At 72.0% G+C, this 22,973-nt stretch carries 21 protein-coding genes; 14 read left to right on the plus strand and 7 right to left on the minus strand.

The window, feature by feature from the left end:
- The first annotated feature begins 40 nt into the window (after nt 1–40).
- Both MFF04_RS00450 and MFF04_RS00455 read left to right on the plus strand, forming a co-directional pair.
- Nucleotides 41–706: a hypothetical protein gene (locus MFF04_RS00450; RefSeq protein ID WP_238273517.1), complete on the plus strand. Its 666-nt coding sequence runs from the start codon at nt 41–43 to the stop codon at nt 704–706.
- A gap of 171 nt (nt 707–877) precedes the next feature.
- Nucleotides 878–2,530, plus strand: a complete 1,653-nt coding sequence (locus MFF04_RS00455) for an ankyrin repeat domain-containing protein (RefSeq protein ID WP_238273518.1) — start codon at nt 878–880, stop codon at nt 2,528–2,530.
- 46 nt (nt 2,531–2,576) lie between these two features.
- On the opposite strand, the gene MFF04_RS00460 is transcribed toward MFF04_RS00455, so the two are convergent.
- Entirely contained in the window at nt 2,577–3,809 is a 1,233-nt protein-coding gene (locus MFF04_RS00460) for an argininosuccinate synthase (RefSeq protein ID WP_238273519.1), read from the minus strand.
- Between the two features lie 174 nt (nt 3,810–3,983).
- Here MFF04_RS00460 and MFF04_RS00465 point away from each other — a divergent pair, with 174 nt between their 5' ends.
- The 8 genes from MFF04_RS00465 (at nt 3,984) to MFF04_RS00500 (ending at nt 10,960) form a co-directional block, all read left to right on the plus strand.
- Nucleotides 3,984–4,607 (plus strand): 2-hydroxychromene-2-carboxylate isomerase, encoded by a 624-nt coding sequence (locus MFF04_RS00465; RefSeq protein WP_238273520.1) that lies wholly within the window; start codon nt 3,984–3,986, stop codon nt 4,605–4,607.
- 83 nt (nt 4,608–4,690) lie between these two features.
- A complete protein-coding gene (locus MFF04_RS00470) occupies nt 4,691–5,380 on the plus strand; it encodes a DsbA family protein (protein WP_238273521.1) in 690 nt (229 codons plus the stop codon).
- 222 nt (nt 5,381–5,602) lie between these two features.
- Nucleotides 5,603–6,175, plus strand: a complete 573-nt coding sequence (locus MFF04_RS00475) for a F0F1 ATP synthase subunit delta (protein ID WP_238273522.1) — start codon at nt 5,603–5,605, stop codon at nt 6,173–6,175.
- Between the two features lie 60 nt (nt 6,176–6,235).
- Nucleotides 6,236–7,765: a F0F1 ATP synthase subunit alpha gene (atpA, locus tag MFF04_RS00480; RefSeq protein ID WP_238273523.1), complete on the plus strand. Its 1,530-nt coding sequence runs from the start codon at nt 6,236–6,238 to the stop codon at nt 7,763–7,765.
- Nucleotides 7,766–7,845: 80 nt separating this feature from the next.
- The gene (locus MFF04_RS00485) at nt 7,846–8,730 is read left to right on the plus strand and encodes a F0F1 ATP synthase subunit gamma (RefSeq protein WP_238273524.1); all 885 of its coding nucleotides are present in this window, start codon (nt 7,846–7,848) and stop codon (nt 8,728–8,730) included.
- 44 nt (nt 8,731–8,774) lie between these two features.
- Nucleotides 8,775–10,229 (plus strand): F0F1 ATP synthase subunit beta, encoded by a 1,455-nt coding sequence (gene atpD, locus MFF04_RS00490; RefSeq protein ID WP_238273525.1) that lies wholly within the window; start codon nt 8,775–8,777, stop codon nt 10,227–10,229.
- A 10-nt stretch (nt 10,230–10,239) separates the two neighbouring features.
- Complete coding sequence (locus MFF04_RS00495; RefSeq protein ID WP_238273526.1) at nt 10,240–10,488, plus strand: hypothetical protein; 249 nt, start codon at nt 10,240–10,242, stop codon at nt 10,486–10,488.
- A gap of 70 nt (nt 10,489–10,558) precedes the next feature.
- The gene (locus MFF04_RS00500; protein WP_238273527.1) at nt 10,559–10,960 is read left to right on the plus strand and encodes a F0F1 ATP synthase subunit epsilon; all 402 of its coding nucleotides are present in this window, start codon (nt 10,559–10,561) and stop codon (nt 10,958–10,960) included.
- A 105-nt stretch (nt 10,961–11,065) separates the two neighbouring features.
- On the opposite strand, the gene MFF04_RS00505 is transcribed toward MFF04_RS00500, so the two are convergent.
- From MFF04_RS00505 to MFF04_RS00530, 6 genes are all read right to left on the minus strand, one after another.
- Nucleotides 11,066–12,301, minus strand: coding sequence for a CCA tRNA nucleotidyltransferase (locus MFF04_RS00505; RefSeq protein WP_238273528.1), 1,236 nt, complete (start codon nt 12,299–12,301; stop codon nt 11,066–11,068).
- Nucleotides 12,298–12,555 carry a DUF6111 family protein gene (locus MFF04_RS00510; protein ID WP_238273529.1) on the minus strand — a complete coding sequence of 86 codons (258 nt, stop codon included), beginning with the start codon at nt 12,553–12,555 and terminating at the stop codon, nt 12,298–12,300. The genes MFF04_RS00505 and MFF04_RS00510 overlap by 4 nt, the downstream gene beginning before the upstream one ends.
- Nucleotides 12,556–12,716: 161 nt before the next feature.
- Nucleotides 12,717–13,856, minus strand: a complete 1,140-nt coding sequence (locus MFF04_RS00515; RefSeq protein ID WP_238273530.1) for a GGDEF domain-containing protein — start codon at nt 13,854–13,856, stop codon at nt 12,717–12,719.
- Between the two features lie 130 nt (nt 13,857–13,986).
- Nucleotides 13,987–14,679, minus strand: a complete 693-nt coding sequence (locus MFF04_RS00520) for a CoA pyrophosphatase (RefSeq protein ID WP_238273531.1) — start codon at nt 14,677–14,679, stop codon at nt 13,987–13,989.
- Nucleotides 14,676–15,269 carry a DUF1285 domain-containing protein gene (locus tag MFF04_RS00525; protein WP_238273532.1) on the minus strand — a complete coding sequence of 198 codons (594 nt, stop codon included), beginning with the start codon at nt 15,267–15,269 and terminating at the stop codon, nt 14,676–14,678. The genes MFF04_RS00520 and MFF04_RS00525 overlap by 4 nt, the downstream gene beginning before the upstream one ends.
- 6 nt (nt 15,270–15,275) lie before the next feature.
- Complete coding sequence (locus MFF04_RS00530) at nt 15,276–15,743, minus strand: PaaI family thioesterase (RefSeq protein WP_238273533.1); 468 nt, start codon at nt 15,741–15,743, stop codon at nt 15,276–15,278.
- Between the two features lie 186 nt (nt 15,744–15,929).
- Between MFF04_RS00530 and MFF04_RS00535 the strand changes: the two genes are divergently transcribed.
- The 4 genes from MFF04_RS00535 (at nt 15,930) to MFF04_RS00550 (ending at nt 22,972) form a co-directional block, all read left to right on the plus strand.
- On the plus strand, nt 15,930–16,934 hold the full coding sequence (locus MFF04_RS00535) for an AAA family ATPase (protein WP_238273534.1): 1,005 nt from the start codon (nt 15,930–15,932) through the stop codon (nt 16,932–16,934).
- A 3-nt stretch (nt 16,935–16,937) separates the two neighbouring features.
- Complete coding sequence (locus tag MFF04_RS00540) at nt 16,938–17,852, plus strand: DUF58 domain-containing protein (RefSeq protein ID WP_238273535.1); 915 nt, start codon at nt 16,938–16,940, stop codon at nt 17,850–17,852.
- A 7-nt stretch (nt 17,853–17,859) separates the two neighbouring features.
- The gene (locus tag MFF04_RS00545) at nt 17,860–20,667 is read left to right on the plus strand and encodes a DUF4159 domain-containing protein (RefSeq protein WP_238273536.1); all 2,808 of its coding nucleotides are present in this window, start codon (nt 17,860–17,862) and stop codon (nt 20,665–20,667) included.
- Between the two features lie 223 nt (nt 20,668–20,890).
- Complete coding sequence (locus tag MFF04_RS00550; protein WP_238273537.1) at nt 20,891–22,972, plus strand: hypothetical protein; 2,082 nt, start codon at nt 20,891–20,893, stop codon at nt 22,970–22,972.
- Nucleotide 22,973 lies beyond the last annotated feature (1 nt).

A 22,973-nucleotide genomic window follows, 5' to 3' on the forward strand; every position in this document is an offset into this window, starting at 1 on the left:
AACCGCCGCGCCGGCCGAAGGGATGCCGGCGGGGGACGGCATGAGCGACGAGCGGACCTTCGAGCTGACCCTGGAGCGGATCGCGCTGATCCGGCGCATGGTCGTCGCCTGGGACGGCACCGAATCCGGCGCGCCGATCGTCCATCCGGACGCGCCCTACGGCAGCACCGACCGGGACGGCGACATCTCCAACGTCACTGGGGACGACGACGGCGCCGACGAGGAGCACAGGGCGCTGGGCGACGCGCTCGCCGTCTTCCTCGAGCATGCCAGGCTGAAGCCGGGCCGCTACCAGTACCACAACCCCCTGGCGAAGCTCGAGCCGTCGGACGTGGGCGACGTCTTCCGGGACGGTGCCACCGGCGAGACGCCCGCCCACATCACCTTCGACGTGACGGAGGAGCACCTGAGGCTGCTGCCGGCGCTGAGCCTGCGCTGGGACGACGAGTACGACGTGCCCGGCGTCGACCCGAAGCGGCCCTACGGCGCCATGACCTGGTACACGGTCGAGATGGCCGTCCGGCTCGGCGAGGCCCCGCCCAAGGACGAGACCGGCCGCGCCATCATGAGCGACGCCGAGGAGGCGCGCCTGGAGCGCCTCCACCGGGAGATGCAGCCGGCGATGCAGATCTTCCTGCGCTACGCCGATCTCGGGCCGGGCCTCTACCGCCAGCCGGAGGGCACGATCGGCTGGGAGCCGGCCTGAGGCTCGGCGTTGACGCTCCGGCCGGCGTCGCGCTAGCAGGAGGGACGCGGAGCAAGCCGCGCCCGGGCCCGCGGGAAGGGTTGAGCCCACTTGCCTTCGTGATCCGATCGACCGGACCCTTTCGTGCAGCCGGACTGCGGGCCTTCGGCGTCTCTGCACGGAGGCTCCCTGATGCGGCTCCCCGACCGACCCGATCTCGACCATCTGAAACGACAGGCGAAGGACCTGCACGCGAGCGCGCGGCGGGGTGACCCGCAGGCGCTGGCCCGGTTCCGCGACCGGCTGCCGGCTACCGCCGGACGTCCCGACGGAGCCATCGCCGCTCTCGGCCTGCGCCTCCACGACGCCCAATCCTGCCTCGCGCGGGAGTACGGGTTCCCGTCCTGGCACGAGCTTCGGAGCTTCGTGCTGGTGCGCCGCTCGCGCACCTCGGACCGCGCCGCGGCCACTTACGAGTGGCTGCGACTCGTCTATGCCGGCGACATCACCGGCGGCACGGGAAGGGCAAGTCCGGCGGCGGCCGCGCGTCTGCTGGAGAGCGAGCCCGGCTTGGCGGAGGGCGATCCGAGTCTCGCCTGCGCCGTCGGTGACGAGGCGGCCCTGCGCCGCGCCATCGAAGCGGACCCCGGATGGATCGGCCGAGCCGATGGGCCGCTCGGCCTTCCGCCGCTCGTCGCGGTGGCGCATTCGAGCCTCCTGACGCAGCCGGTCTATCGCGAGCGCCTGATCGGCTGCACCCGCCTGCTCCTCGATCGCGGCGCCGATCCCGACCAGAAGATCCGGAGCCGCTGGCGGGCTGCTGCCGGCGAGCCGGCGGTTCCCTCGCCTCTCTCGGCGCTCTACGGCGCGGCCGGCCAGAACCGCGATCCCGAGCTGACCCGGATGCTCCTGGCGGCCGGAGCCGACCCGAACGACGGCGAGTCCCTCTATCACGCCCTGGAAGACATTCGCTGCACGCGGCTCCTCCTCGAGGCCGGCGCGCGGATCGCCGGCACGAACGCGCTCTACCGGGTGCTCGACCTCGACGATGTCGAGGCGCTGCGGTTGCTGCTCGCGTACGGCGCCGATCCGGACGAGCCGCCGGGCGGCGAACCTACGGACGCCTACGGCACGCCGCTTCTCTGGGCGATCAGGCGACGCCGCTCCCGCGCCCATGTCGCAGCGCTGCTGGAAGCGGGCGCCGACCCCGGCGCCCGGACGCGCGACGGAACCGGCGCCTTCGCGCTGGCGCTGCGCTTCGGGCTCCCGGAGGTCGCGGAGCTGCTGGCGAAGGCCGGCGCCACTGAGGCCATCGGCGAGGCGGACCGGTTCGTTGCGGCCTGCGCGGCGGGCGACGCGGCGACCGCCTCGGCCCTCCGCGCCCGCCATCCGGACCTGCCGGAGAGCCTGCCGGAGGCGCAGCTGCGTCAGCTCCCCGAGATGGCGGCGCTCGGCTGCGGGGAGGCCGTGCGGCTCATGGTGCGGCTCGGCTGGCCCTTGGCGACGCGCGGCGGCGACTGGGACGCCTCCGCGCTCAACCACGCCGTATTCCGGGGCGATGCCGGACTCGCGCGGTTTCTTCTCGAGCAGGGCGCGAGCTGGCGGGAGCGGCACGGCTTCGGCGACCACGTCGCCGGGACCCTGTCCTGGGCCTCGACCAACGAGTCCCAGGGGGCCGGAAACCAGTTCGGGGACTGGGTCGGCTGCGCCGAGGCGCTCCTCGACTACGGCATGCCGGGGGGCCGGCGCGACCCGGCGGGCTCGGACGCGGTGATCCTCGACGGGACGCCGCGGCGCTTCTCGGACGAGGTGAGCGACATCCTGCTCGCTCACCCAGACCGGTAGCGGAGGCAATGGCGGCGGGACCGGGCTTCCCGATCCCGCCTAAGCCTCAGCCCTCGCGCTTCTTGCGCTGCGCGAGCGTGCGCAGGCGCAGCGCGTTGAGCTTGATGAAGCCCGCCGCGTCGCGGTGGTCGTAGGCGACGGCGCCCTCCTCGAAGGTCACGAGGTCCTGGTCGTAGAGGGAGTTCGGGCTGCTGCGGCCGACGACGTGGACGCCGCCCTTGTAGAGCTTGAGGGTCACCTCGCCGGTGACCTTCTCCTGGCTCTTGTCGATGAGGGCCTGGAGCATCTCCCGCTCCGGCGAGAACCAGAAGCCGTTGTAGATCAGCTCCGCGTATTGCGGCATGATCTGATCCTTGAGGTGCGCAGCCCCACGGTCGAGGGTGATCGACTCGATGGCGCGGTGCGCCGGCAGCAGGATGGTGCCGCCGGGGGTCTCGTACATGCCGCGGCTCTTCATGCCGACGAAGCGGTTCTCGACGAGGTCGAGGCGGCCGATGCCGTTGGCGCGGCCGAGCTCGTTGAGCTTGGCGAGCAGGCTCGCAGGCGAGAGCGCCTGTCCGTCGATCGAGACCGCGTCGCCCCGCTCGAAGCCGATGGTGATGACGGTGGGCGTGTCCGGCGCCTCCTCGGGGGAGAGCGTCCGAGAGTAGACGTAGTCCGGCACCTCGACCGCCGGATCCTCCAGCACCTTGCCCTCGGAGGAGGCGTGCAGGAGGTTGGCGTCGACGGAGAACGGGCTCTCGCCGCGCTTGTCCTTGGCGATCGGGATCTGATGCTGCTCGGCGAAGGCGATCAGCGCCTCGCGGGAGCGCATGTCCCATTCCCGCCAGGGGGCGATGACGGTCACGTCGGGCTTGAGCGCGTAGTAGCCGAGCTCGAACCGGACCTGGTCGTTGCCCTTGCCGGTGGCGCCGTGGCAGACCGCGTCCGCTCCGACCTGCTCGGCGATCTCGATCTGCTTCTTGGCGATGAGCGGCCGAGCGATGGAGGTGCCGAGCAGGTAGACGCCCTCGTAGACCGCGTTCGCCCGGAACATCGGGAACACGTAGTCGCGCACGAATTCCTCGCGCAGGTCCTCGATGAAGATGTTCTCGGGCTTGATGCCGAGAAGCTCGGCCTTCTTCCGGGCCGGCTCCAGCTCCTCGCCCTGGCCGAGATCGGCGGTGAAGGTGACGACCTCGCAGCCGTAGGTCGTCTGGAGCCACTTGAGGATGATCGAGGTGTCGAGGCCGCCGGAATAGGCGAGCACGACCTTCTTCACGGATTTCGGTTCGGACATGAGCCTGTGACGCCTCGGGTAGGGCCGGATGGGGCGCGGCTTATCGCGCGGGCGGTGCGCCTGCAACCGGCCGGCGGGGTCGCGCGTTCGCCACGCAGCGAGGCTTATGTGGCGCGGAGATTGCGCCGCCCTCGCCGGTCCGAACATCCAGCCCCTAGCGAAGAGACGAGCGACATGCCGCGGCCGAGGCTGGAGTTCTGGTACGAGTTCGCATCCACCTATTCCTATCTGAGCGCGATGCGCATCGAGGCGCTGGCGGAGGCGGCAGGCGTCGCGGTGCGCTGGCGGCCCTTCCTGATCGGCCCGGTCTTCGCCGCGCAGGGCTGGACCTCCTCGCCCTTCAACCTGTTCCCGGCCAAGGGCCGCAACATGTGGCGGGATGTGGAGCGCCAGGCGGCCGCCTACGGCCTGCCGCCCCTGACGCAACCGGACCCGTTCCCGCAGAACAGCCTCAGCGCCACCCGCGTGGCGATTCTCGGGGCGGACGAGCCCTGGCTCGTGCCCTTCACCAAGGCGGTGTTCTCGGCCTCCTTCGCGCAGGGGCGCTCCATCGCCGAGCCCTCCGCGGTCGCCGCGATCCTCGACGGCCTCGATCTGGACGGTCCCCAGCTTCTCAAGGCCGCCTCGGCGGAGGCCAACAAGACCCGCCTGCGGGTCGCCGGTGAGGAGGCCCGCTCCCGCGGCCTCTACGGCGCGCCGAGCTTCCTCACCGACGACGGCGAGCTGTTCTGGGGCAACGACCGGCTGGAGCAGGCCCTGAGCTGGGCCGCCGGCGACCGGCCCGGATCGCTCCGCTAGCGGCGCGCGACCCGCATAACCGGACTGCGCGCAGGGGCGAAAGGCGCTAAGGAGCGCCACCCGCTCGCAAGCCCGGAAGCATCATGAACCCCGACCGCCGGACCCTTCTCGCCGCCGCTCTCGGCATGGCCGCCCTCGGCAGCGGCCGGGCGGCGGCGCAGAGCTACGGCCAGCGCTTCGCCGTCACCGGCGACGACGGCCACGCCGTCGCCAACACCACGCTGCCCGGCGAGATCACCGGCGAGATTGCGGGCCTGCGCGGCGTCACCTATGTCGGCCCCCGCGATTCGACGGCGACGCTCTACGAGTTCTTCGACTTCAACTGCCCCTACTGCCGCAAGGCGGCGGCCGACGTGATCGCGCTGGCGGGCGCCGACCCGAGCCTGCGCATCGGCCTCGTGCAGAACCCGATCCTCTCGGCCCAGTCCGCCCAGGCCGCGAAGGTGGCGCTCGCCGTGCAGCGCAAGCTCGGCTCGGCGGCGGCCTGGAGCCTCTACGGCGACCTGCTCGGGCGCCCCGGGCGGATCGACGGACCGGCGGCGCTCGCCGCGGCCGGGCGGCTCGGCGCTTCCGCCTCAGAGATCGAGACGATCGCCGATAGCGACGAGGTCCGCGAGGCCCTCAAGAGCCACATGCGCATGGCGGCCGATCTCGGCCTCTACGCAACGCCCTCCTACGTGCTCGGCAACGGCGGCATCCTCGGGCATCCCGGCGTCAAGGCGCTCGCCGGCATGATCGCCGCGACCCGCCGCTGCGACCGGCTCGCCTGCTGAGACCAGCCGGCGCAGCGGGGACGGGACTAAGGATCACGCGAGCGAGAGCCCGTCCTTGCGGTCCCCCAGCGGCCATGCTAGGCGGTCGCCGCGCCGGCGGAGGGGGCTCCACGACCCGCTCATGCGCGCCGGCACCATTCCAATTCCCGAGGGCGCCGACGCCTGGCATCGTATGGATGCGAAACGGCGCAGCCCGAAGGCAAGGACAAGAGAGAGCGGCGGGTGGCGCAGAACGGTTCCGAGTCGGGCTCCCTGGTGTCAGGCGTCGCCGGCCGCTACGCATCCGCCCTCTTCGAGTTGGCCCGCGACGAGCGCCAGCTCGACGCCGTCTCGGACAATCTGGAGCGCTTCGACGCGCTCCTCAAGGAGAGCGCCGATCTCGGCCGCCTCGTGCGCAGCCCCGTCTTCACCGGCGAGCAGCAGGCCGCCGCCGTCGGCGCCGTGCTCGACAAGGCCGGCATCCAGGGCCTGGCCGCGAACTTCATCCGGCTGGTCGCCGCCAACCGGCGCCTCTTCGCCCTTCCCGACATGATCCGCGCCTTCCGCAGCCGCGTCGAGGCCTCGAAGGGCATCGTGCGCGCCGAGGTCCGCGTCGCCGAGAAGCCCTCGGACGCGGTGCTCGAAGAGATCAAGGCGTCGCTCCAGGACGTGGCCAAGGCGGACGTTGCCATCGACCTGCACGTGGACCCGAGCCTCATCGGCGGCCTCGTCGTGCGCATGGGCTCGCGCATGGTCGACGCCTCGCTCCGCACCAAGCTCAACGGCATCCGCCTGGCGATGCGCGAGGCCCGCTAGCGCCCTCCGCACGCCGCATTCGCACGCACATCGCACACGTTTAAGGACAGAGGCACGACGATGGACATCCGCGCCGCCGAGATCTCCGCGATCCTGAAGGAGCAGATCAAGAACTTCGGCGAGGAGGCCGAGGTCACCGAGGTCGGACAGGTCCTCTCCGTCGGCGACGGCATCGCCCGCGCCTACGGCCTCGACAACGTCCAGGCCGGCGAGATGGTCGAGTTCGAGTCGGGCGTGCGCGGCATGGCCCTCAACCTCGAGCAGGACAACGTCGGCATCGTGATCTTCGGCTCCGACCGCGAGATCAAGGAAGGCCAGACCGTCAAGCGCACCGGCGCCATCGTGGACGTGCCGGTCGGCAAGGGCCTGCTCGGCCGCGTGGTCGACGGCCTCGGCAACCCGATCGACGGCAAGGGCCCGATCCAGTCGACCGAGCGCCGCCGCGTCGACGTGAAGGCACCGGGCATCATCCCGAGGAAGTCCGTGCACGAGCCGATGGCCACCGGTCTCAAGGCGATCGACGCGCTGATCCCCGTCGGCCGCGGCCAGCGCGAGCTGATCATCGGCGACCGCCAGACCGGCAAGACCGCCATCGCGCTCGACACCATCCTCAACCAGAAGCCCGGCCACGAGGGCACCGACGAGAAGACGAAGCTCTACTGCGTCTACGTCGCCATCGGCCAGAAGCGCTCCACCGTCGCGCAGTTCGTGAAGGTCCTGGAGGACCAGGGCGCGCTCGAGTACTCGATCGTCATCGCCGCCACCGCCTCCGACGCGGCGCCGATGCAGTTCATCGCCCCCTTCGCCGGCTGCGCCATGGGCGAGTACTTCCGCGACAACGGCATGCACGCCGTGATCGTCTATGACGACCTCTCCAAGCAGGCCGTCGCCTACCGCCAGATGTCGCTGCTGCTGCGCCGCCCGCCGGGCCGCGAGGCGTATCCCGGCGACGTGTTCTACCTCCACAGCCGCCTGCTCGAGCGCGCCGCCAAGATGGGCGACGCCGCCGGCGCCGGCTCGCTGACCGCGCTGCCGGTCATCGAGACCCAGGCCAACGACGTCTCGGCCTACATCCCGACCAACGTGATCTCGATCACCGACGGCCAGATCTTCCTCGAGACCGACCTGTTCTACCAGGGCATCCGCCCGGCGGTGAACGTCGGCCTCTCGGTGTCGCGGGTGGGCTCGGCCGCCCAGACCAAGGCGATGAAGAAGGTCGCTGGCAAGATCAAGGGCGAGCTCGCGCAGTACCGCGAGATGGCCGCCTTCGCGCAGTTCGGCTCGGATCTCGACGCCTCGACGCAGCAGCTCCTGAACCGCGGCTCGCGCCTCACGGAGCTCCTCAAGCAGCCTCAGTTCTCGCCGCTGAAGATGGAAGAGCAAGTCGCGGTGATCTACGCGGGCGTGAACGGCTACCTCGACAAGCTGCCCCTCAACAAGGTGCGCGCCTTCGAGGACTCGCTGCTCTCGCTCCTGCGCACCAAGCACGCCGACCTGCTCGCCGCGATCCGCGACTCGAAGGACCTCTCCGACGAGAACGCCGGCAAGCTGAAGGCCGCGGTCGAGGAGACCGCCCGGTCGGTCAACTGAACCCGGCCTGACGAGCACGCCGCCCGCATCCGAGCGGGCGGCGACGGACGCGACGCGGCGAGACAGGTGGAAGACGGCCGATGCCGAGTTTGAAGGATCTGCGCAACCGCATCACCTCGGTGAAGGCGACGCAGAAGATCACCAAGGCCATGCAGATGGTCGCCGCCGCCAAGCTCCGGCGCGCGCAGATCGCCGCGGAGAGCGGCCGTCCCTACGCCGAGAAGATGGCGAGCGTGCTCGCCAACCTCGCCGGCAACCTCGTCGGCGGCGCAGGCACCCCGAGGCTGCTCTCGGGTACCGGATCGGACAAGGTGCACCTGCTCGTCGTCTGCACTGGCGACCGCGGCCTCGCCGGGGCCTTCAACTCCTCGATCGCGCGCCTCGCCCGCGACCACGCCCAGCGGCTGATGGCCGAGGGCAAGACGGTGAAGATCTTCACCGTGGGCAAGAAGGGTCAGGACGTGCTGCGTCGCCAGTTCCGCGAGCAGATCGTCGAGACGATGGACATCCGCGGCAACAAGCCGGTCGACTACGAGTTCGCCGCCGAGATCGCCAACAAGATCCTCGCCCGCTTCCAGGACGGCGAGTTCGACGTGGCGACGCTGTTCTACGCGCAGTTCAAGTCAGTGATCTCGCAGATCCCGACCGCCCAGCGCCTGATCCCGGCCGAGCTTCCCGAGGCTGGCGAGGCGCCCGCCGCCGCGGGCAACGCCGCCCTGGAGTTCGAGCCGAGCGAGGAGGTCATCCTCGAGACGCTGCTGCCGAAGAACCTCACGGTGCAGGTCTACAAGGCGCTCCTCGAGAACGCCGCCTCCGAGCAGGGCGCCCGCATGAGCGCCATGGATTCCGCCACGCGCAACGCGGGCGAGATGATCAAGAAGCAGACGCTGATCTACAACCGCACGCGTCAGGCCATGATCACCAAGGAACTCATCGAGATCATCTCCGGCGCCGAGGCCCTCTGAGGCTCTCTGGCGACACCGACCGCATCGCGAAGGAAACGCACATCATGGCGAACACCGCTGCCCCCGCCGGCACCAACCTCGTCGGCCGCATCACCCAGGTCATCGGCCCCGTGGTCGACGTGCAGTTCGACGGCCACCTGCCGGAGATCCTCAACGCGCTGGAGACCAAGAACCAGGGCAACCGCCTCGTCCTCGAGGTCGCCCAGCAGCTCGGCGAGAACACCGTGCGCTGCGTCGCCATGGACACCTCCGAGGGTCTCGTGCGCGGCCAGGAGGTCCACGACACCGGCGAGCCGATCAAGGTTCCGGTCGGCCACAACACGCTGGGCCGCATCATGAACGTCATCGGCGAGCCGATCGACGAGGCCGGCCCGATCGAGACCACCACCTTCCGCGCCATCCACCAGCCGGCGCCGAGCTACGACGAGCAGTCCACCGAGGCGCAGATCCTCGTCACCGGCATTAAGGTCGTCGACCTGCTCGCCCCCTACGCCAAGGGCGGCAAGATCGGCCTGTTCGGCGGCGCGGGCGTCGGCAAGACCGTGCTCATCATGGAGCTGATCAACAACATCGCGAAGGCCCACTCGGGCTACTCGGTGTTCGCCGGCGTCGGCGAGCGCACCCGCGAGGGCAACGATCTCTACCACGAGATGATCGAGTCCAACGTCAACAAGAACCCCAAGGAGAACGGCGGCTCGGCCGAGGGCTCCAAGTGCGCGCTGGTCTACGGCCAGATGAACGAGTCCCCCGGCGCCCGCTCCCGCGTGGCGCTCACCGGCCTCACCATCGCCGAGCAGTTCCGCGACGAGGGCCAGGACGTGCTCTTCTTCGTCGACAACATCTTCCGCTTCACGCAGGCGGGCTCCGAGGTGTCGGCGCTTCTCGGCCGCATCCCCTCGGCGGTGGGCTACCAGCCGACGCTCGCCACCGACATGGGCGCCCTCCAGGAGCGCATCACCACCACCAACAAGGGCTCGATCACCTCGGTGCAGGCCATCTACGTGCCGGCCGACGATCTGACCGACCCGGCGCCCGCCACCTCCTTCGCCCACCTCGACGCCACGACCGTGCTCTCGCGCTCGATCGCCGAGAAGGGCATCTACCCGGCGGTGGACCCGCTCGACTCCACCTCGCGCATGCTGTCGCCGGCCATCCTCGGCGAGGAGCACTACGACGTCGCCCGCCGCGTCCAGCAGACCCTGCAGCGCTACAAGGCGCTTCAGGACATCATCGCGATCCTGGGCATGGACGAGCTCTCCGAGGAGGACAAGCTGACGGTGGCCCGCGCCCGCAAGGTCGAGCGCTTCCTCTCGCAGCCCTTCCACGTGGCCGAGGTCTTCACCGGCTCGCCGGGCAAGCTCGTGGCGCTCGAGGACACCATCAAGGGCTTCAAGGGTCTCGTCGAGGGCAAGTACGACGATCTCCCGGAGGCCGCCTTCTACATGGTCGGCTCCATCGAGGAGGCCCAGGAGAAGGCCAAGAAGCTGAAGGCGGCCTGAGCCTTCGAGCATGAACGGCAAGGTCATCCTGCTGGTCGTCGGCCTCCTGGCCGGCGGCCTCGTCGGCTACCTGACCCGGCCTGAGGCGGCCGAGATCAAGCTCGGTCCCCTCAGCATCGAGGTGCAGGGGGACCGGCCGGCCGGAGCCCGCGGCGGCGAGATGACCCAGGGCCAGTGGCAGCATGTCGGCGCCTTCGCGGCGGTCGGCGCGCTGATCGGCTTCGGGCTCGGCTTCCTCGCCGACCGCCGCCGGTCCTGACAGACGGACCCGCGCGCCCCACAAGGCGCGCGACCCCACGCGAACGACGAGACACCGGGACCCCGATCCGATGGCCACCTTCCAGTTCGATTTCGTCGGCCCCGAGCGGGTGCTCTATTCCGGCCAGGTCGAGGCCGTGCAGATCCCCGGCACCGAGGGCGAGATGACGGTGCTGCCGGGCCACGCCCCGGTGCTGACCTCCCTGAAGGTCGGCGTCATCGTCGTCACCGAGCGCCAGAACGCCGGCAAGCGCATCTTCGTGCAGGGCGGCTTCGCCGATATCGGCCCGACCGGCGTCACCGTCATCGCCGAGCGGGCCGCCCCGGTCGAGGAAGTCACGCCCGAGACGATCAACCGCGACATTGAGGCGGTCGAGCTTCAGCGCGACGCCAGCGAGGATCCGAAGGTCCGCGAGGCCCTCAACGGGCAGATCGTGCAGCTTCAGGAATCGAAGATCGCGCTGGGTCTCTGACCGGCCGGGCATTCCGCACGGCATCGAAGCCGCGGCCCCTCGCGAGGGGCGCGCGGCTTTCTCTTTTTTCTGCGGCGCCGGGTGCGGCGGGACGCGATCCCGAGCTCAAGCCTTGGCCGCCTCGAAGGCCTTGCTCAGGAGCGTTTGCCGCGCCGACAGGTCCTCTGGACATCCGAGGTCGAGCCACAGCGCCCTGGCGGCGGCGAGCCCCCGCCCCACGGCCGGGCCCGGCGGCACGCCGCCGGCCACGAGATCCGCCCCGGCGAGGGGAAAGCGCGGGCTGTCGGCCGCACTCGCCTGCGCCAACATCCCGCGCGCCCCGTCGCTCACGCGCGGGCGCGGCTCGCCTTCGAGCACCGCCAGGGTCGCCACGGCGGCCTCGCCATGCATGGCGAGGAGCGCCCGGACATCCGGTCCGTCGATGCGGTCACGCCCGTGCAGGGAAGCAAGGGCGTCTGCATAACTCAGAAGGACGCGCTGCTCGGCGCGGGACAGCCGCAGGGACTCGCCGAGCCGCTCCGCGTCGTCGCCGTTCCAGACGCAGAGGGCGGCGAGACGCGACACCTCGGGCAGGCCGGCGGCGATGGCCCGGCCGAGGCGGCCCTGATCGCCGATGCCGCCGACGAGGCGTTGCAGAAGGCCTGCCTCGCTCATCACGCGGACCGCCGCGAGCGCCCCCGGCGCCGCGAGGAGCTTCAGAAGCTCGGCCCTGATCCGCTCCCGCGACAGGCGGGCGAGGCCGTCCCGCGCGCGGATACAGGCCGCGAGCCCTTCGGGATCGGGTGCCTCGCCGCCGAAGCGGGCATGGAAACGAAAGAAGCGCAGCACCCGCAGGGCATCCTCGCGGATGCGCGTGTCGGGATCGCCGATGAATCGCACCCGCGCCGCGGCGAGATCGGCACGGCCGCCGGCCGGGTCGTGCAGGGTGCCGTCGAGCCCGAGCGAAAGGGCGTTGATGGTAAAGTCGCGGCGCTCGGCGTCGAGCTTGAAATCGCGCCCGAAGCGGACGATCGCGTGCCGCCCGTCGGTCTCGATATCCTCGCGCAGCGTCGTCACCTCGGCGGTCTCGTCCCCGGCCAGCAGGGTCACGGTGCCGTGGGCGATGCCGGTCGGCACGGCCCGCAGGCCGGCGGCCTCTGCCGCCCGCACAACCCGGTCGGGCGTCAGCGTCGTGGCGAGGTCCATGTCGGCGACGGCGCGGCCGAGGAGCGCGTCGCGCACGGCGCCGCCGACGATCCGCGTCTCCTCGCCGGGCTCGCGCAGGGCGTCGAGGATGCGCGCCAGTCCCGGCCGCCGGAGCAGCCGGGCAGGGCCGTCCCGATCGAGGATCGCCCCGCTCATTGGAACCGGCCCGGCACCAGGCGACCGTTCTCCATATGCGCGGGCACGTAACCCTCGCCGTGCCGCTCGCCGAGCAGGCCGCTGAGCACCAGGGACGCGATGACGATGCCGAGCCCGGCCATCACCAGCCGGAAAATCTGCGCGTCCCAGTGGGTGCGGTGCAGGGGGTTCCGGCCGACGAGGAGGAGATAGAGGAAGAACAGGACGAACGGGATGAGGAAGAGACCGACTTCCTCGAACACGCGGCGCAACATGAAGGGACCGGCTCCGGGATGACGGCGCGGCGGCGCCGTGCTCGCATCCTCGCGCGGTATGATAGGGCACCCCGCCCCATCACCGAAGCGGCGCGGGGCGCCTTCGGCCAGGCGGGGTGTCGCATCGGCCGGGCTTCGCGCCGGCCCGGACCGGCGGCGGATCAGGAGGCCAGGAGGCGCAGTCCGGCGAGCTTCTCGTGTCCGCCCCGGTCGGCACCGGCCTCGACGATGCCGCCGCCCCGGCGCTTCGCCACGTAGGAGGCGTGATCGGCCAGCCCCGACAGCGTGTCGAGATCCGCGGCTTCCGCCGGGGCGACCTCGTAGCCGAGGCTGACCCCGATCCGATGCTCGGTGCCGCCGATCCGGCACGGCTCGGTCAGCACGGCGTGAAGCCGGCGGGCCAGTCCGCCTGCCTCCCGGGCATGAGTGAGGCCGGTCTGGACGAACACGAACTCGTCCCCGCCGATCCGGGCCACGATGTCGTCGCCGCGGCTCAGCGACCGGGCCCGGACCGCGATGGCGCGCAGCAGCGCGTCGCCGGCCGCGTGGCCGTGCCGGTCGTTCACCCCCTTGAAGCCGTCGAGATCGAAAGCGTGGATCGCGACGAGCCGGCCGGCGGGACGGGCCAGGGCGTCGAAGCGCTCGCGAAGCCCGAGCCGGTTGGCGAGATCCGTCAGGGGGTCGCGTCGGGCAAGCGCCGCCATCTGAAGCTGCATGGTGATCCGCCGGCTGGCGTTCCGGTAGATGTGGGCGACGCTCTCCATGCCGCCGAGGAGGAAGGTGAGGAAGACGCCCGCGACGATCCCGTGCGCGGGGTCGCCGAACAGTGCCGCGGAGACGATCCCCGGCAGCACCGCGATCAGGATCGCCATGGCGGCGATGCGCGGACGGATCGAGACGCGGGCGACGACGCCGGCGCAGTAGCCGAAGATCAGTCCCGTCCCCAGCATCTGAAGCGGCAGGTTGCTCTGCTGGAACAGCAGCGATCCGAGGCTCCCGACCGAGAGCGCGACGAACGCCGTGATGACCGCATGTGCCAGCTCGATCCAGCGGGTTTCCGCGAGACCGAGCACGCCGGCCTGGTTGCGACGTCCCTGGAGGATGGTCAGCACCAGCTTGGCGAGGGAGGCGAAGCATCCCAGGAGGGTCGCCGCGAAGACGGCCGGATCGCGTGTCTCGCTCCAGGCGAAGGACCCGACGACGACGATCGTCGCGCCCATGACGGCAGTCGGAACGGCGGCGTAGGCGAGGTCTGCGACCAGCGCCTTGTAGACATCCTCAGACTCGTGGAGAGCGAACATTCGGTCGAGACCTCGGCCGGCGGCCGGCGTGCCCCCAGCTTGCCGAGAGTGCCTTAACAAGCGGCCTGCGAGACCCGTCCAATTGTCGGATTCTCGACTTAAACGAGCGGGGTCGGCGTCCGATCGAGCGTCAGCGCGCGGCGGCGAGGCGCTCCCGGAGGTTGTTGAGGATGCCGGCCGTGACGCCCCAGATCACCCGGCCCTCGAAGGGCAGGGCATAGTAGTAGCGCGTCCGTCCCTGCCAGAGCCTGCTGTTCAGTCCGTAGCGGGAGGCGTCGAGGAGGAAATCCAGCGGCACCTCGAACACCTCGGCGACCTCGGCTGGGTCGGGCACGAAGCGCGTGCCTTCGGCGACGAGGGCGACGACGGGCACGACGAGGAAGCCGGTGGCCGAGAGATAGGGGTCGAGATAGCCGAGCACCCGCACCGCATCAGGGCTCAGGCCGATCTCCTCCCCCGCCTCCCGGAGCGCGGCCGCGGCGGGGTCGGGATCGCCGGGCTCGATCTTGCCGCCGGGGAACGCGACCTGCCCGGAATGGTCGCGCAAATGCGCCGCGCGCTGAGTCAGGACGATGTGCAGACCGCGCTCGCGGGCGATCACCGGCACCAGCACAGCGGCGCTCCGGTAGGGCAGGGCGGGCCTCACCGCGTCGGGGTTCGGGTCGAGGCTGTGGTCGCCCTGCGGATTGGCCAGCGGAGCGCCGGGCGCGGGGGCGAGCGCCGATAGGCAGCGTCCTGCCCGCGCCAGGAAGACGCCAAGCGGATCGAGCGCCTCGGCGAGGTCGCCGGCAGACTCTTCAAGGATCTCCTCGGCGGCGGTCATTCGTGGGGCGCGGGACCGATGACGTGGAAATCGCCGCCGGCCGCGATCCCGAGGACGGTGCCGTCCTCGACGGCGCGCTCCTCGGCCAGCTCGGCCAGAGCGTAGGCCAGAGGTCGCGTCAGCCGCGCCCAGAGATCCCGGCGGACATGGACGTAGGGGCGGAACCCGTCGTCGCCATCCTCGAAGCGCAGCGGATGCTCGGAGTCGACGCGGACGAGGTCGTCCACGTTGGTGCGGAAGGCGATGCTTCGGGCCTCGGCCTCGCCCTCCACCGCCATCTCGACGGCGGCGAAGGCCGCGTCGTCGACGGCGATCGTCAGCTTCTCCGCAGGCGTGACGAGGACGGTGCTGCCATCGGGCTCCCGCCGCAGAATGGTCGAGAACAGCCTGACGAGCTTCTCCCGGCGGATCGGGGTGCCGTTGTGATGCCAGGTGCCGTCCGCCCCGATACGGATGTCGATGCTGCCGCAGGAGTCCGGGTTCCAGCGCTCGACCGGCGGCAGGCGGTTCTTCGGCAGCCCGGCGAGGGCCGCGCTCAGCCGGCTCAGGGCGGGATCGTCGGTCGGCGGTCGGTCGGATTCGTCGGCCATGCGGTCTCAGCTAGGGTCGGCCGCGGCGCCGGGAACCGGCTCGCTCGGCCGGCGGCGCAGGATCTTCCAGACGCCGGAGGCGGAGGCCAGCACGTCGCCGCCGGAGACGACCTCGCCGCGCAGGAACACGAGGGAGCCGGTGCGCCGCACGACGAAGGGCCGCGCCTCGATCCAGGTGCCGATCTGGCCGGCGCCGACGAACTGCATCCCGAGCTCGATCGTCACGCAGTTGGCCCCGTCCGCCGCCCGCATCGCCGCGACGCCGAGCGCCCGGTCCGCGAGGCTCATCAGCATGCCGCCATGGACGACGCCGATCAGGTTCGCGTGCTTCTCTTCCGCATGGAAGCCGAAGGCGCCGTCCGCCTGCCGCACGTAGACCGGGCCGACGAGGTCCAAGAAGCCGCTGGCGCCGCCGGGCACGAAGCCCTCGGGCAGGGTGGCTGGGCCTTCGGCGTCTGCGGTCTCGCGGGTCATGGCCTTCGGCATAGAAGCGGCGCCCGCGCCGATCAACGGTCCGCGGCGAACGGGGCGGGGAACGACGTTCCATCGAGGCGCCTCGGCGGCGTGCGGCGACGCCGACCTTGCATGGTCGCGGAAAACGGCGTCCACTCCCCGCCTTGTCCGGACCGCCGGTGGCGGTCGCATACAGAACAGGCTTCCATGACGCAGGGCGCGCAACCCGCCACCAGCCTCGACGAGGGCATCGTCGCGGCGGCCGAGGCCAGCCTCGGCTCCGTCAGTCGCGCCCGCGAGGCGATCCACGGTGTGATCTTCGGGCAGGAGAACGTCGTCGACCTGGCGCTCGTCACGATCCTGGCCGGCGGCCACGGGCTCCTCGTCGGGCTTCCGGGCCTGGCCAAGACGAAGCTCGTGGAGACGCTCGGCACCGTGCTCGGGCTCGATGCGAGGCGCGTCCAGTTCACGCCGGACCTGATGCCCTCAGACATCCTTGGCACTGAGATCCTCGACGAGGATGCCGACCGGCGGCGCTCCTTCCGCTTCGTGCGCGGACCCGTGTTCAGCCAGCTCCTGATGGCCGACGAGATCAACCGGGCGAGCCCGCGCACCCAGTCGGCGCTGCTCCAGGCCATGCAGGAGCACTTCGTCTCGGTGGCCGGCGAGCGCCACGACCTGCCGCGCCCCTTCCACGTGCTCGCCACCCAGAACCCGATCGAGCAGGAGGGCACCTACCCGCTGCCCGAGGCGCAGCTCGACCGCTTCCTCCTCGAGATCGACGTCGGCTACCCGGACCGGGACGCGGAGCGGCGCATCCTCATCGAGACGACAGGCGCCGAGGAGAGCCGCGCCAAGCCGGTGATGACCACGGACGAGTTGCTCGCCGCCCAGCGCCTCGTGCGGCGCCTGCCGGTCGGCGAGAGCGTGGTCGAGGCGATCCTTGACCTCGTGCGCTCGGCCCGGCCCGAGGGCGGGGACGCCGCGATCCGCGACAAGCTGCAATGGGGCCCCGGCCCCCGCGCCAGCCAGGCGCTGACGCTGGCCGTGCGCGCCCGCGCCCTGATCGAGGGCCGCGTCGCGCCCTCGGTCGCCGACGTGAAGGCGCTCGCCGAGCCCGTGCTCAAGCACCGCATGGCGCTCACCTTCGGAGCCCGCGCCGACGGCGAGACCGTGCCGGGACTCATCGCGACACTGGCGGGCAAGCTCTAGCGGATGGTCGCCACCCGCCTTCTCGGCGAGACCGAGCGCAGGCCCGGCCGCGGCCAGACCGAGGGGGCGCTGTCGCTCGCCGAGCGGATGCCGCGGCTGGTGCTGGAGGCGCGGCGCGTCTCCACGAGCCTCGCCCACGGCCTCCACGGCCGCCGCCGGGCGGGTCCCGGCGAGAGCTTCTGGCAGTTCCGGCCCTTCGTGACGGGAGAGGCCGCCGCCCGCATCGACTGGCGCCGCTCCGCTCGCGACGACCGGCTCTACGTGCGCGAGCGTGAGTGGGAGGCCGCCCACAACGTCTGGATCTGGATCGACCGCTCCGCCTCGATGGGCTTCGCCTCGGACCTCGCGCTGGCCGCCAAGGTCGACCGGGCGCTGGTGCTCGGGCTCGCGCTGGCCGACACCCTGGTCGAGGGCGGCGAGCGGGTCGGCCTCCTCGGGCTGACGCGGGCGACCGCCTCACGGCGGATCGTAGAGGGCCTCGCCCGCGCCCTCGTGGCCGACGAGGCGGGCCTCACCGAGGACCTGCCGCCGCGGGCCAGTCCCGGCCGCTTCGACGAGGCGGTGCTGATGAGCGACTTCCTCACACCGCTCGATCGCGTCGGGGCGGCCGTCGCCGACATCGCCGGGCGGGGCTCTCGGGGGCATCTCGTACAGATCGTCGACCCCATCGAGGAAAGCTTCCCCTTCGCCGGCCAGGCGGTGCTCCACGACCCCGAGAGCGGCCACGAGCTGCCCATCGGGGACGCTGGGGGCTGGGGCACGGCCTATCGCCGCCGCATCGCGATCCACCGGGAGGGCCTCGCGGAGATCGCCCGCGCCCGCGGCTGGACGCTGACGATCCATCGCACCGACCGGCCGGCGAGCGAGGCGGCGCTGCGGCTGCTGACGCTCGTCGCCGCCTCCCGCGGCGCGGCCTGAGGACGGCATGCTCGGTCCGCTGACCTTCGCCGCGCCCTTCGCGCTCGCCGCCCTCGCGGCGCTGCCCGTGCTATGGTGGCTGCTGCGCGTGACGCCGCCGCGTCCGAAGCGGATCGCGTTCCCGCCGCTGCGGATCGCGGCCGACCTGCTGCCGGAGCGCCAGAGCCCGGCGCGCACCCCGCCCTGGCTGCTGATCCTGCGCCTTCTCGCGGCCGCCGCCCTGATCCTCGCCGTGGCGGGACCCGTCTGGAGCCCGTCCGGCATCGGCGCCACCGGGGCGCGGACGCCGCTCCTCGTGATGATCGACAACGGGTTCACCGCCGCCCACGATTGGCGGACGCGGATGCGCGTCGCCCAGGACGCGGTGGAAGGGGCCGCCCGCGATGGCCGCCCCGTCGCGGTCCTCGCCACCGCCGAGCCCGCCGCGCCGGTCGAGGCCCGCCAGCCCGCGGCCGCGCTGGAGCGCCTGCGGGCCGTGGCGCCGCGCCCGCATCTCGGCGACCGCGCCGCCCATCTCTCAAGCATCACCGCCTTCCTGGAGAAGCAGGCCGGTGCCGAGATCGTCTGGATCGCGGACGGCGTGGCGGATGCCGGCGACGATCTCGCCAAGGGCCTCGGCCCGTTGGTCGCCCGAACCGGCGCCGGGCTGACGATCCTCGCCGCCGAGCGCCCGCCCGCCCTGGCGCTGAGCGCCGCCGATGCCGGCGGCCGCCTCACCGCGCGAGTGCTGCGTGCCGCGCCGAACGGCCGCGACGCCGGCCTGCTGCGGGCGCTCGACGCCAAGGGCCTGCCGCTCGCCGAGCACGATTTCCGGTTCGCGCCGGACGCCACGGAGACCGATGTCGGCTTCGAAATGCCGGTGGAGCTGCGCAACGCCATCGCGCGCATCGAGGTGGCCGGAGAGCGCTCGGCCGGGGCCGTCACGCTGATGGACGAGCGCGGCAAGCGGCGCCGCGTCGGTATCGTCTTCGGCGGCACCGCCGATCAGGCGCAGCCGCTGCTGGCCCCTACCTACTACCTCGCCCGCGCCCTCCAGCCCTTCGCCGACGTGCAGGAGCCCCGCGGCGCGAAGGGCGTGGCCGAGTCCGTCGCGCAGATGCTCGACGGGCAGGTCTCGGTGCTGGTGCTGGCCGATGTCGGCGCCATGGACGAGGAGACCCGCGCCCGCGTCGCCAAGTTCGTGGATGAGGGCGGCGTGCTCCTGCGCTTCGCAGGTCCCCGCCTCGCCGCCGGCAACGACCCGCTCGTGCCGGTGCGCCTGCGCCGGGGCGGCCGCTCACTCGGCGGCACGCTCTCCTGGGACAGCCCGAAGACGCTGGCGCCCTTCGCGCCCGAGAGCCCCTTCGCCGGACTGGTGCCGCCGGCCGACATCGGCGTGCGCCGCCAGATCCTCGCCGAGCCCGATGGCGACCTGCCGAGCCGGACCTGGGCCTCGCTCGAGGACGGTACGCCGATCGTCACCGCCGAGAAGCGCGGGCAGGGGCTCGTGGCGCTGTTCCACGTCACCGCCGACACCACCTGGTCGAACCTGCCGCTCTCGGGTCTGTTCATCGATATGCTCAGGCGCGTCGTCGGCCTCGCCGGCAGCGCCGCGCCCGCGGCCGGGCAGGGCGGCCCCGCGGCGGTGCTCGCCCCGCGCCTGACCCTCGACGGGTTCGGAGCGCTCGGCAGCCCGCCGGCCTCCGCCGTGGCGGTCTCGGCGGATTACGGCGACCGGGCGACGGGCGAGCATCCGCCGGGCTTCTACGGGCCGCCGGACGCCGGCATCGCCGTCAATGCCCTGCGGAGCAGCGACACCCTGAAGCCCCTCGACCTCGCGGCCCTTACGGGTGCTCGCACCGGATCGCTCGCCGGCGCGGAGACGCTTGACCTGCGCGCCGGGCTCTTCACCCTGGCGCTGATGCTTCTCGTCCTCGACACGCTTGCCGCGCTCTGGCTCGGCGGCTTCCTCGCCCGCCGAGCCGGGCGCCTGCGGGGGCGCCCCGCCGTCCTGGCGCTCGCCGCCTTGGCGCTTGCCGCCGCGATCCCGCCCGGACCGGCGCGCGCCGAGGAGCCGCCGGCCAATCGCCCGAACGGCATCGAATCCGCCCTCGTCACGCGGCTCGCCTACATCGTTACGGGCGATGCGGCGATCGACGAGGCGAGCCGGGCCGGGCTCGCTGGGCTGACGCAGATGCTCGCCACCCGCACGGCGCTCGAACCCGGCGAGCCCGCCGGCCTCGATCCGGCCAAGGACGAGCTCGCCTTCTACCCGCTGATCTACTGGCCGATCGCGCCGGGCCGCCCGCAGCCGAGCGAGGCCGCGATCCGGCGTATCGACGCCTTCATGCGCAACGGTGGCACCGTCCTGTTCGACACCCGCGACGCGCTCACCAGCCGTCCCGGCGGCCCGCCGACGCCGGAGACGGCGTATCTCCGCAAGATGCTCGCGACGCTGGAAGTGCCGGAACTCGAGATCGTGCCCGCCGACCACGTGCTGACCAAGGCCTTCTATCTCGTCGACAGCTTCCCCGGCCGCTACGATACCGGCCAGACCTGGGTCGAGGCCCTGCCGCCGGCGGGCGAGGGCGGCGAGCGCCGCCCGGCGCGGGCGGGGGACGGGGTGAGCCCGATCGTCATCACCAGCAACGATCTCGCCGCCGCCTGGGCCGTGGGCAAGCGGGGCGAGGCGCTCTACCCGATCACCGGCGGCGACCAGCGCCAGCGGGAGATGGCCTTCCGCGGGGGCGTCAACATCGTGATGTACACGCTCACCGGCAACTACAAGGCCGACCAGGTCCACGTGCCGGCCCTGCTGGAGCGGCTGGGACAGTGATGTCTTGCGAGGAGTTCCGCATCGCTGCCGCGCATCTCCCTCCTCCCTCCGCGGGGGAACGTGGCCTCCGAAGGAGGTCGGGAGAGGGGTGCGACGGTGCCGAGAAGCGCTCTGCGCTCCGTGGAGGCCGCGCCCCTAGCGGAAGCCGGGTTCCCCTCTCCCGATCCCTGCCGACGCAGGGGCCACTCTCTTCCGCTGAGGGGAGAGGGAGGGGGCGCGTGTCATGCTGAGCCTCAGCTTCACGCCGCTTCTGCCCTGGCCGGTGCTGGCCGGGCTGGGGGTCGTCGCCGCGCTTCTCGCCGGCTTCGCCCTCTACGCCCGCGGCCGCGTCGCGGCGCTGCGGGCGCTGGTGCTGGCGCTGGTGCTCGCTGCGCTCGCCAACCCCTCCCTGGTGCGGGAGGACCGGGAGCCGGTGAAGGACGTGGCGGCGATCGTCGTGGACCGCTCCGGGTCGCAGTCCCTCGGCGACCGGCCGGCGATGACCGATCAGGTCCGGGCCGAGCTGGAGCGGCGCTTCGGCAGCCTCGCCAGCGTCGAGCCGCGCTTCATCGACGTGCCGGATTCCCGCGGCGGCGACGACGGCACCAAGCTCTTCACGGCGTTGGGCCAAGCGCTCGCCGACGTGCCGCCGGAGCGGCTCGCGGGCGTCGTGATGCTCACCGACGGCGTCGTCCACGACATCCCGGCCTCCGCCGCGGCACTCGGCATCAAGGCGCCGCTCCATGTCCTCGTCACCGGTCATCCGGACGAGCGCGACCGCCAGATCAAGCTGATCGAGGCGCCCCGCTTCGGCATCGTCGGCCGCGACCTCACCGTGCGCGCCGAGGTGATGGAGCGCGGCGGCACCGGCAACGCCACGGTGATCGTGCGCCGGGACGGCGTCGAGCTCGGCCGCCGGGCCTTCCCGACCGGCCAGCCCTTCTCGCTGACGACCCGCATCGAGCACGGCGGCCCGAACGTCCTCGAGATCGAGGTCGAGCCCCTGCCGGGCGAGTTGACCACGGTCAACAACCGGGCGGTGCTGCCGATCGAAGGCATCCGCGAGAAGCTGCGCGTCCTCCTCGTCTCCGGCGAGCCGCACCAGGGCGAGCGGACCTGGCGCAACCTCCTGAAGTCCGACGCCAACGTCGACCTCGTGCACTTCACCATCCTGCGCCCGCCGGAGAAGCAGGACGGCACGCCGATCTCGGAGCTGTCCCTGATCGCCTTCCCGACGCGGGAGCTTTTCGTCCAGAAGATCAAGGACTTCGACCTGATCGTCTTCGATCGCTACGCCAACCAGAGCGTGCTGCCCTCGGCCTATTTCGACAACATCGTCCGCTACGTGAAGGAGGGCGGGGCGCTGCTCGTCGCGGCCGGACCCGAGTTCGCCTCCGCGGCGAGTCTCGCCCGCACCCGGCTCGCCTCCATTCTGCCCGGCGACCCGAACGGGCGCGTAGTCGAGCGGCCCTACAAGGCGAAGCTGACGCAGACCGGCGCCCGTCACCCGGTGACGCGGGCCCTGCCGGGCTCGGACGCCAACCCGCCCGCCTGGGGCGACTGGCTGCGCATCGTCTCCTCGCAGACCCGCGCCGGGCTCCAGCCGATCCTGTCGGGGGCCGATGACCAGCCCCTGCTGACGCTCTCGCGGGAGGAGAAGGGCCGCGTCGCACTGCTGCTCTCCGACCACGCCTGGCTCTGGGCGCGGGGATACCAGGAGGGCGGGCCGTATCTCGACCTGCTGCGCCGGCTCGGCCACTGGCTCATGAAGGAGCCGGCGCTGGAAGAGGAGGCGCTGCGGGCGCAGACCACCGGCCGCGGCCGCGAGGTGCGGATCGAGCGCCAGACCATGGCGGACACGGCCGAACCGGTGACCGTCACCGGTCCCACGGGCAAGGAGCGCCGGATCGACCTCGCGACCGCCGAGCCCGGCCTGTTCACCGCGACCTTCGAGGCGGAGGAGCTCGGGCTCTACACGCTGCGGTCCGGGGCGCTCACCGCCTTCGTCAGCGTCGGCCCGGCGAACCCGCGGGAGCTGACGGATGTCTTCAGCGACACCGAGCGCCTGCGCACTGTGGCCGAGGCGACGGGCGGCTCCGTCCGGCGCCTCTCGGAGAACGGCACGACCGTGGTGCCGCGCCTCCAGAGCGTGCGCGGCGGCCGGCTGTCGGGCGGCGACTGGATCGGCTTCCGTCCGAGCGACAGCGCCGTCATCCGCGGCGTCGAGGTCTACCCCCTCGGGATCGGCCTCGCGGCGCTGGCGCTCATCGCGGCCGCGCTCCTCGCCATGTGGCTCGTGGAAGGGCGGCGCGGGCAGGCGGCCTGAA

Source organism: Methylobacterium jeotgali (genome assembly GCF_022179345.1).
GTDB classification, from domain to species: domain Bacteria; phylum Pseudomonadota; class Alphaproteobacteria; order Rhizobiales; family Beijerinckiaceae; genus Methylobacterium; species Methylobacterium jeotgali.

Excerpts from the sequence above, each read along its gene's own strand:
- MFF04_RS00515 (WP_238273530.1), bottom strand. The coding sequence starts at position 13,856 with ATGTTCGCTCTCCACGAGTCTGAGGATGTCTACAAGGCGCTGGTCGCA.
- MFF04_RS00530 (WP_238273533.1), bottom strand. The coding sequence starts at position 15,743 with ATGACCCGCGAGACCGCAGACGCCGAAGGCCCAGCCACCCTGCCCGAG.
- MFF04_RS00450 (WP_238273517.1), top strand. The coding sequence starts at position 41 with ATGAGCGACGAGCGGACCTTCGAGCTGACCCTGGAGCGGATCGCGCTG.
- MFF04_RS00500 (WP_238273527.1), top strand. The coding sequence starts at position 10,559 with ATGGCCACCTTCCAGTTCGATTTCGTCGGCCCCGAGCGGGTGCTCTAT.
- MFF04_RS00520 (WP_238273531.1), bottom strand. The coding sequence starts at position 14,679 with ATGACCGCCGCCGAGGAGATCCTTGAAGAGTCTGCCGGCGACCTCGCC.
- atpA (WP_238273523.1), top strand. The coding sequence starts at position 6,236 with ATGGACATCCGCGCCGCCGAGATCTCCGCGATCCTGAAGGAGCAGATC.
- MFF04_RS00460 (WP_238273519.1), bottom strand. The coding sequence starts at position 3,809 with ATGTCCGAACCGAAATCCGTGAAGAAGGTCGTGCTCGCCTATTCCGGC.
- MFF04_RS00550 (WP_238273537.1), top strand. The coding sequence starts at position 20,891 with ATGCTGAGCCTCAGCTTCACGCCGCTTCTGCCCTGGCCGGTGCTGGCC.
- MFF04_RS00535 (WP_238273534.1), top strand. The coding sequence starts at position 15,930 with ATGACGCAGGGCGCGCAACCCGCCACCAGCCTCGACGAGGGCATCGTC.
- MFF04_RS00510 (WP_238273529.1), bottom strand. The coding sequence starts at position 12,555 with ATGTTGCGCCGCGTGTTCGAGGAAGTCGGTCTCTTCCTCATCCCGTTC.
- MFF04_RS00495 (WP_238273526.1), top strand. The coding sequence starts at position 10,240 with ATGAACGGCAAGGTCATCCTGCTGGTCGTCGGCCTCCTGGCCGGCGGC.
- MFF04_RS00485 (WP_238273524.1), top strand. The coding sequence starts at position 7,846 with ATGCCGAGTTTGAAGGATCTGCGCAACCGCATCACCTCGGTGAAGGCG.
- MFF04_RS00505 (WP_238273528.1), bottom strand. The coding sequence starts at position 12,301 with ATGAGCGGGGCGATCCTCGATCGGGACGGCCCTGCCCGGCTGCTCCGG.
- MFF04_RS00525 (WP_238273532.1), bottom strand. The coding sequence starts at position 15,269 with ATGGCCGACGAATCCGACCGACCGCCGACCGACGATCCCGCCCTGAGC.
- MFF04_RS00465 (WP_238273520.1), top strand. The coding sequence starts at position 3,984 with ATGCCGCGGCCGAGGCTGGAGTTCTGGTACGAGTTCGCATCCACCTAT.
- MFF04_RS00455 (WP_238273518.1), top strand. The coding sequence starts at position 878 with ATGCGGCTCCCCGACCGACCCGATCTCGACCATCTGAAACGACAGGCG.
- MFF04_RS00540 (WP_238273535.1), top strand. The coding sequence starts at position 16,938 with ATGGTCGCCACCCGCCTTCTCGGCGAGACCGAGCGCAGGCCCGGCCGC.
- MFF04_RS00545 (WP_238273536.1), top strand. The coding sequence starts at position 17,860 with ATGCTCGGTCCGCTGACCTTCGCCGCGCCCTTCGCGCTCGCCGCCCTC.
- atpD (WP_238273525.1), top strand. The coding sequence starts at position 8,775 with ATGGCGAACACCGCTGCCCCCGCCGGCACCAACCTCGTCGGCCGCATC.
- MFF04_RS00470 (WP_238273521.1), top strand. The coding sequence starts at position 4,691 with ATGAACCCCGACCGCCGGACCCTTCTCGCCGCCGCTCTCGGCATGGCC.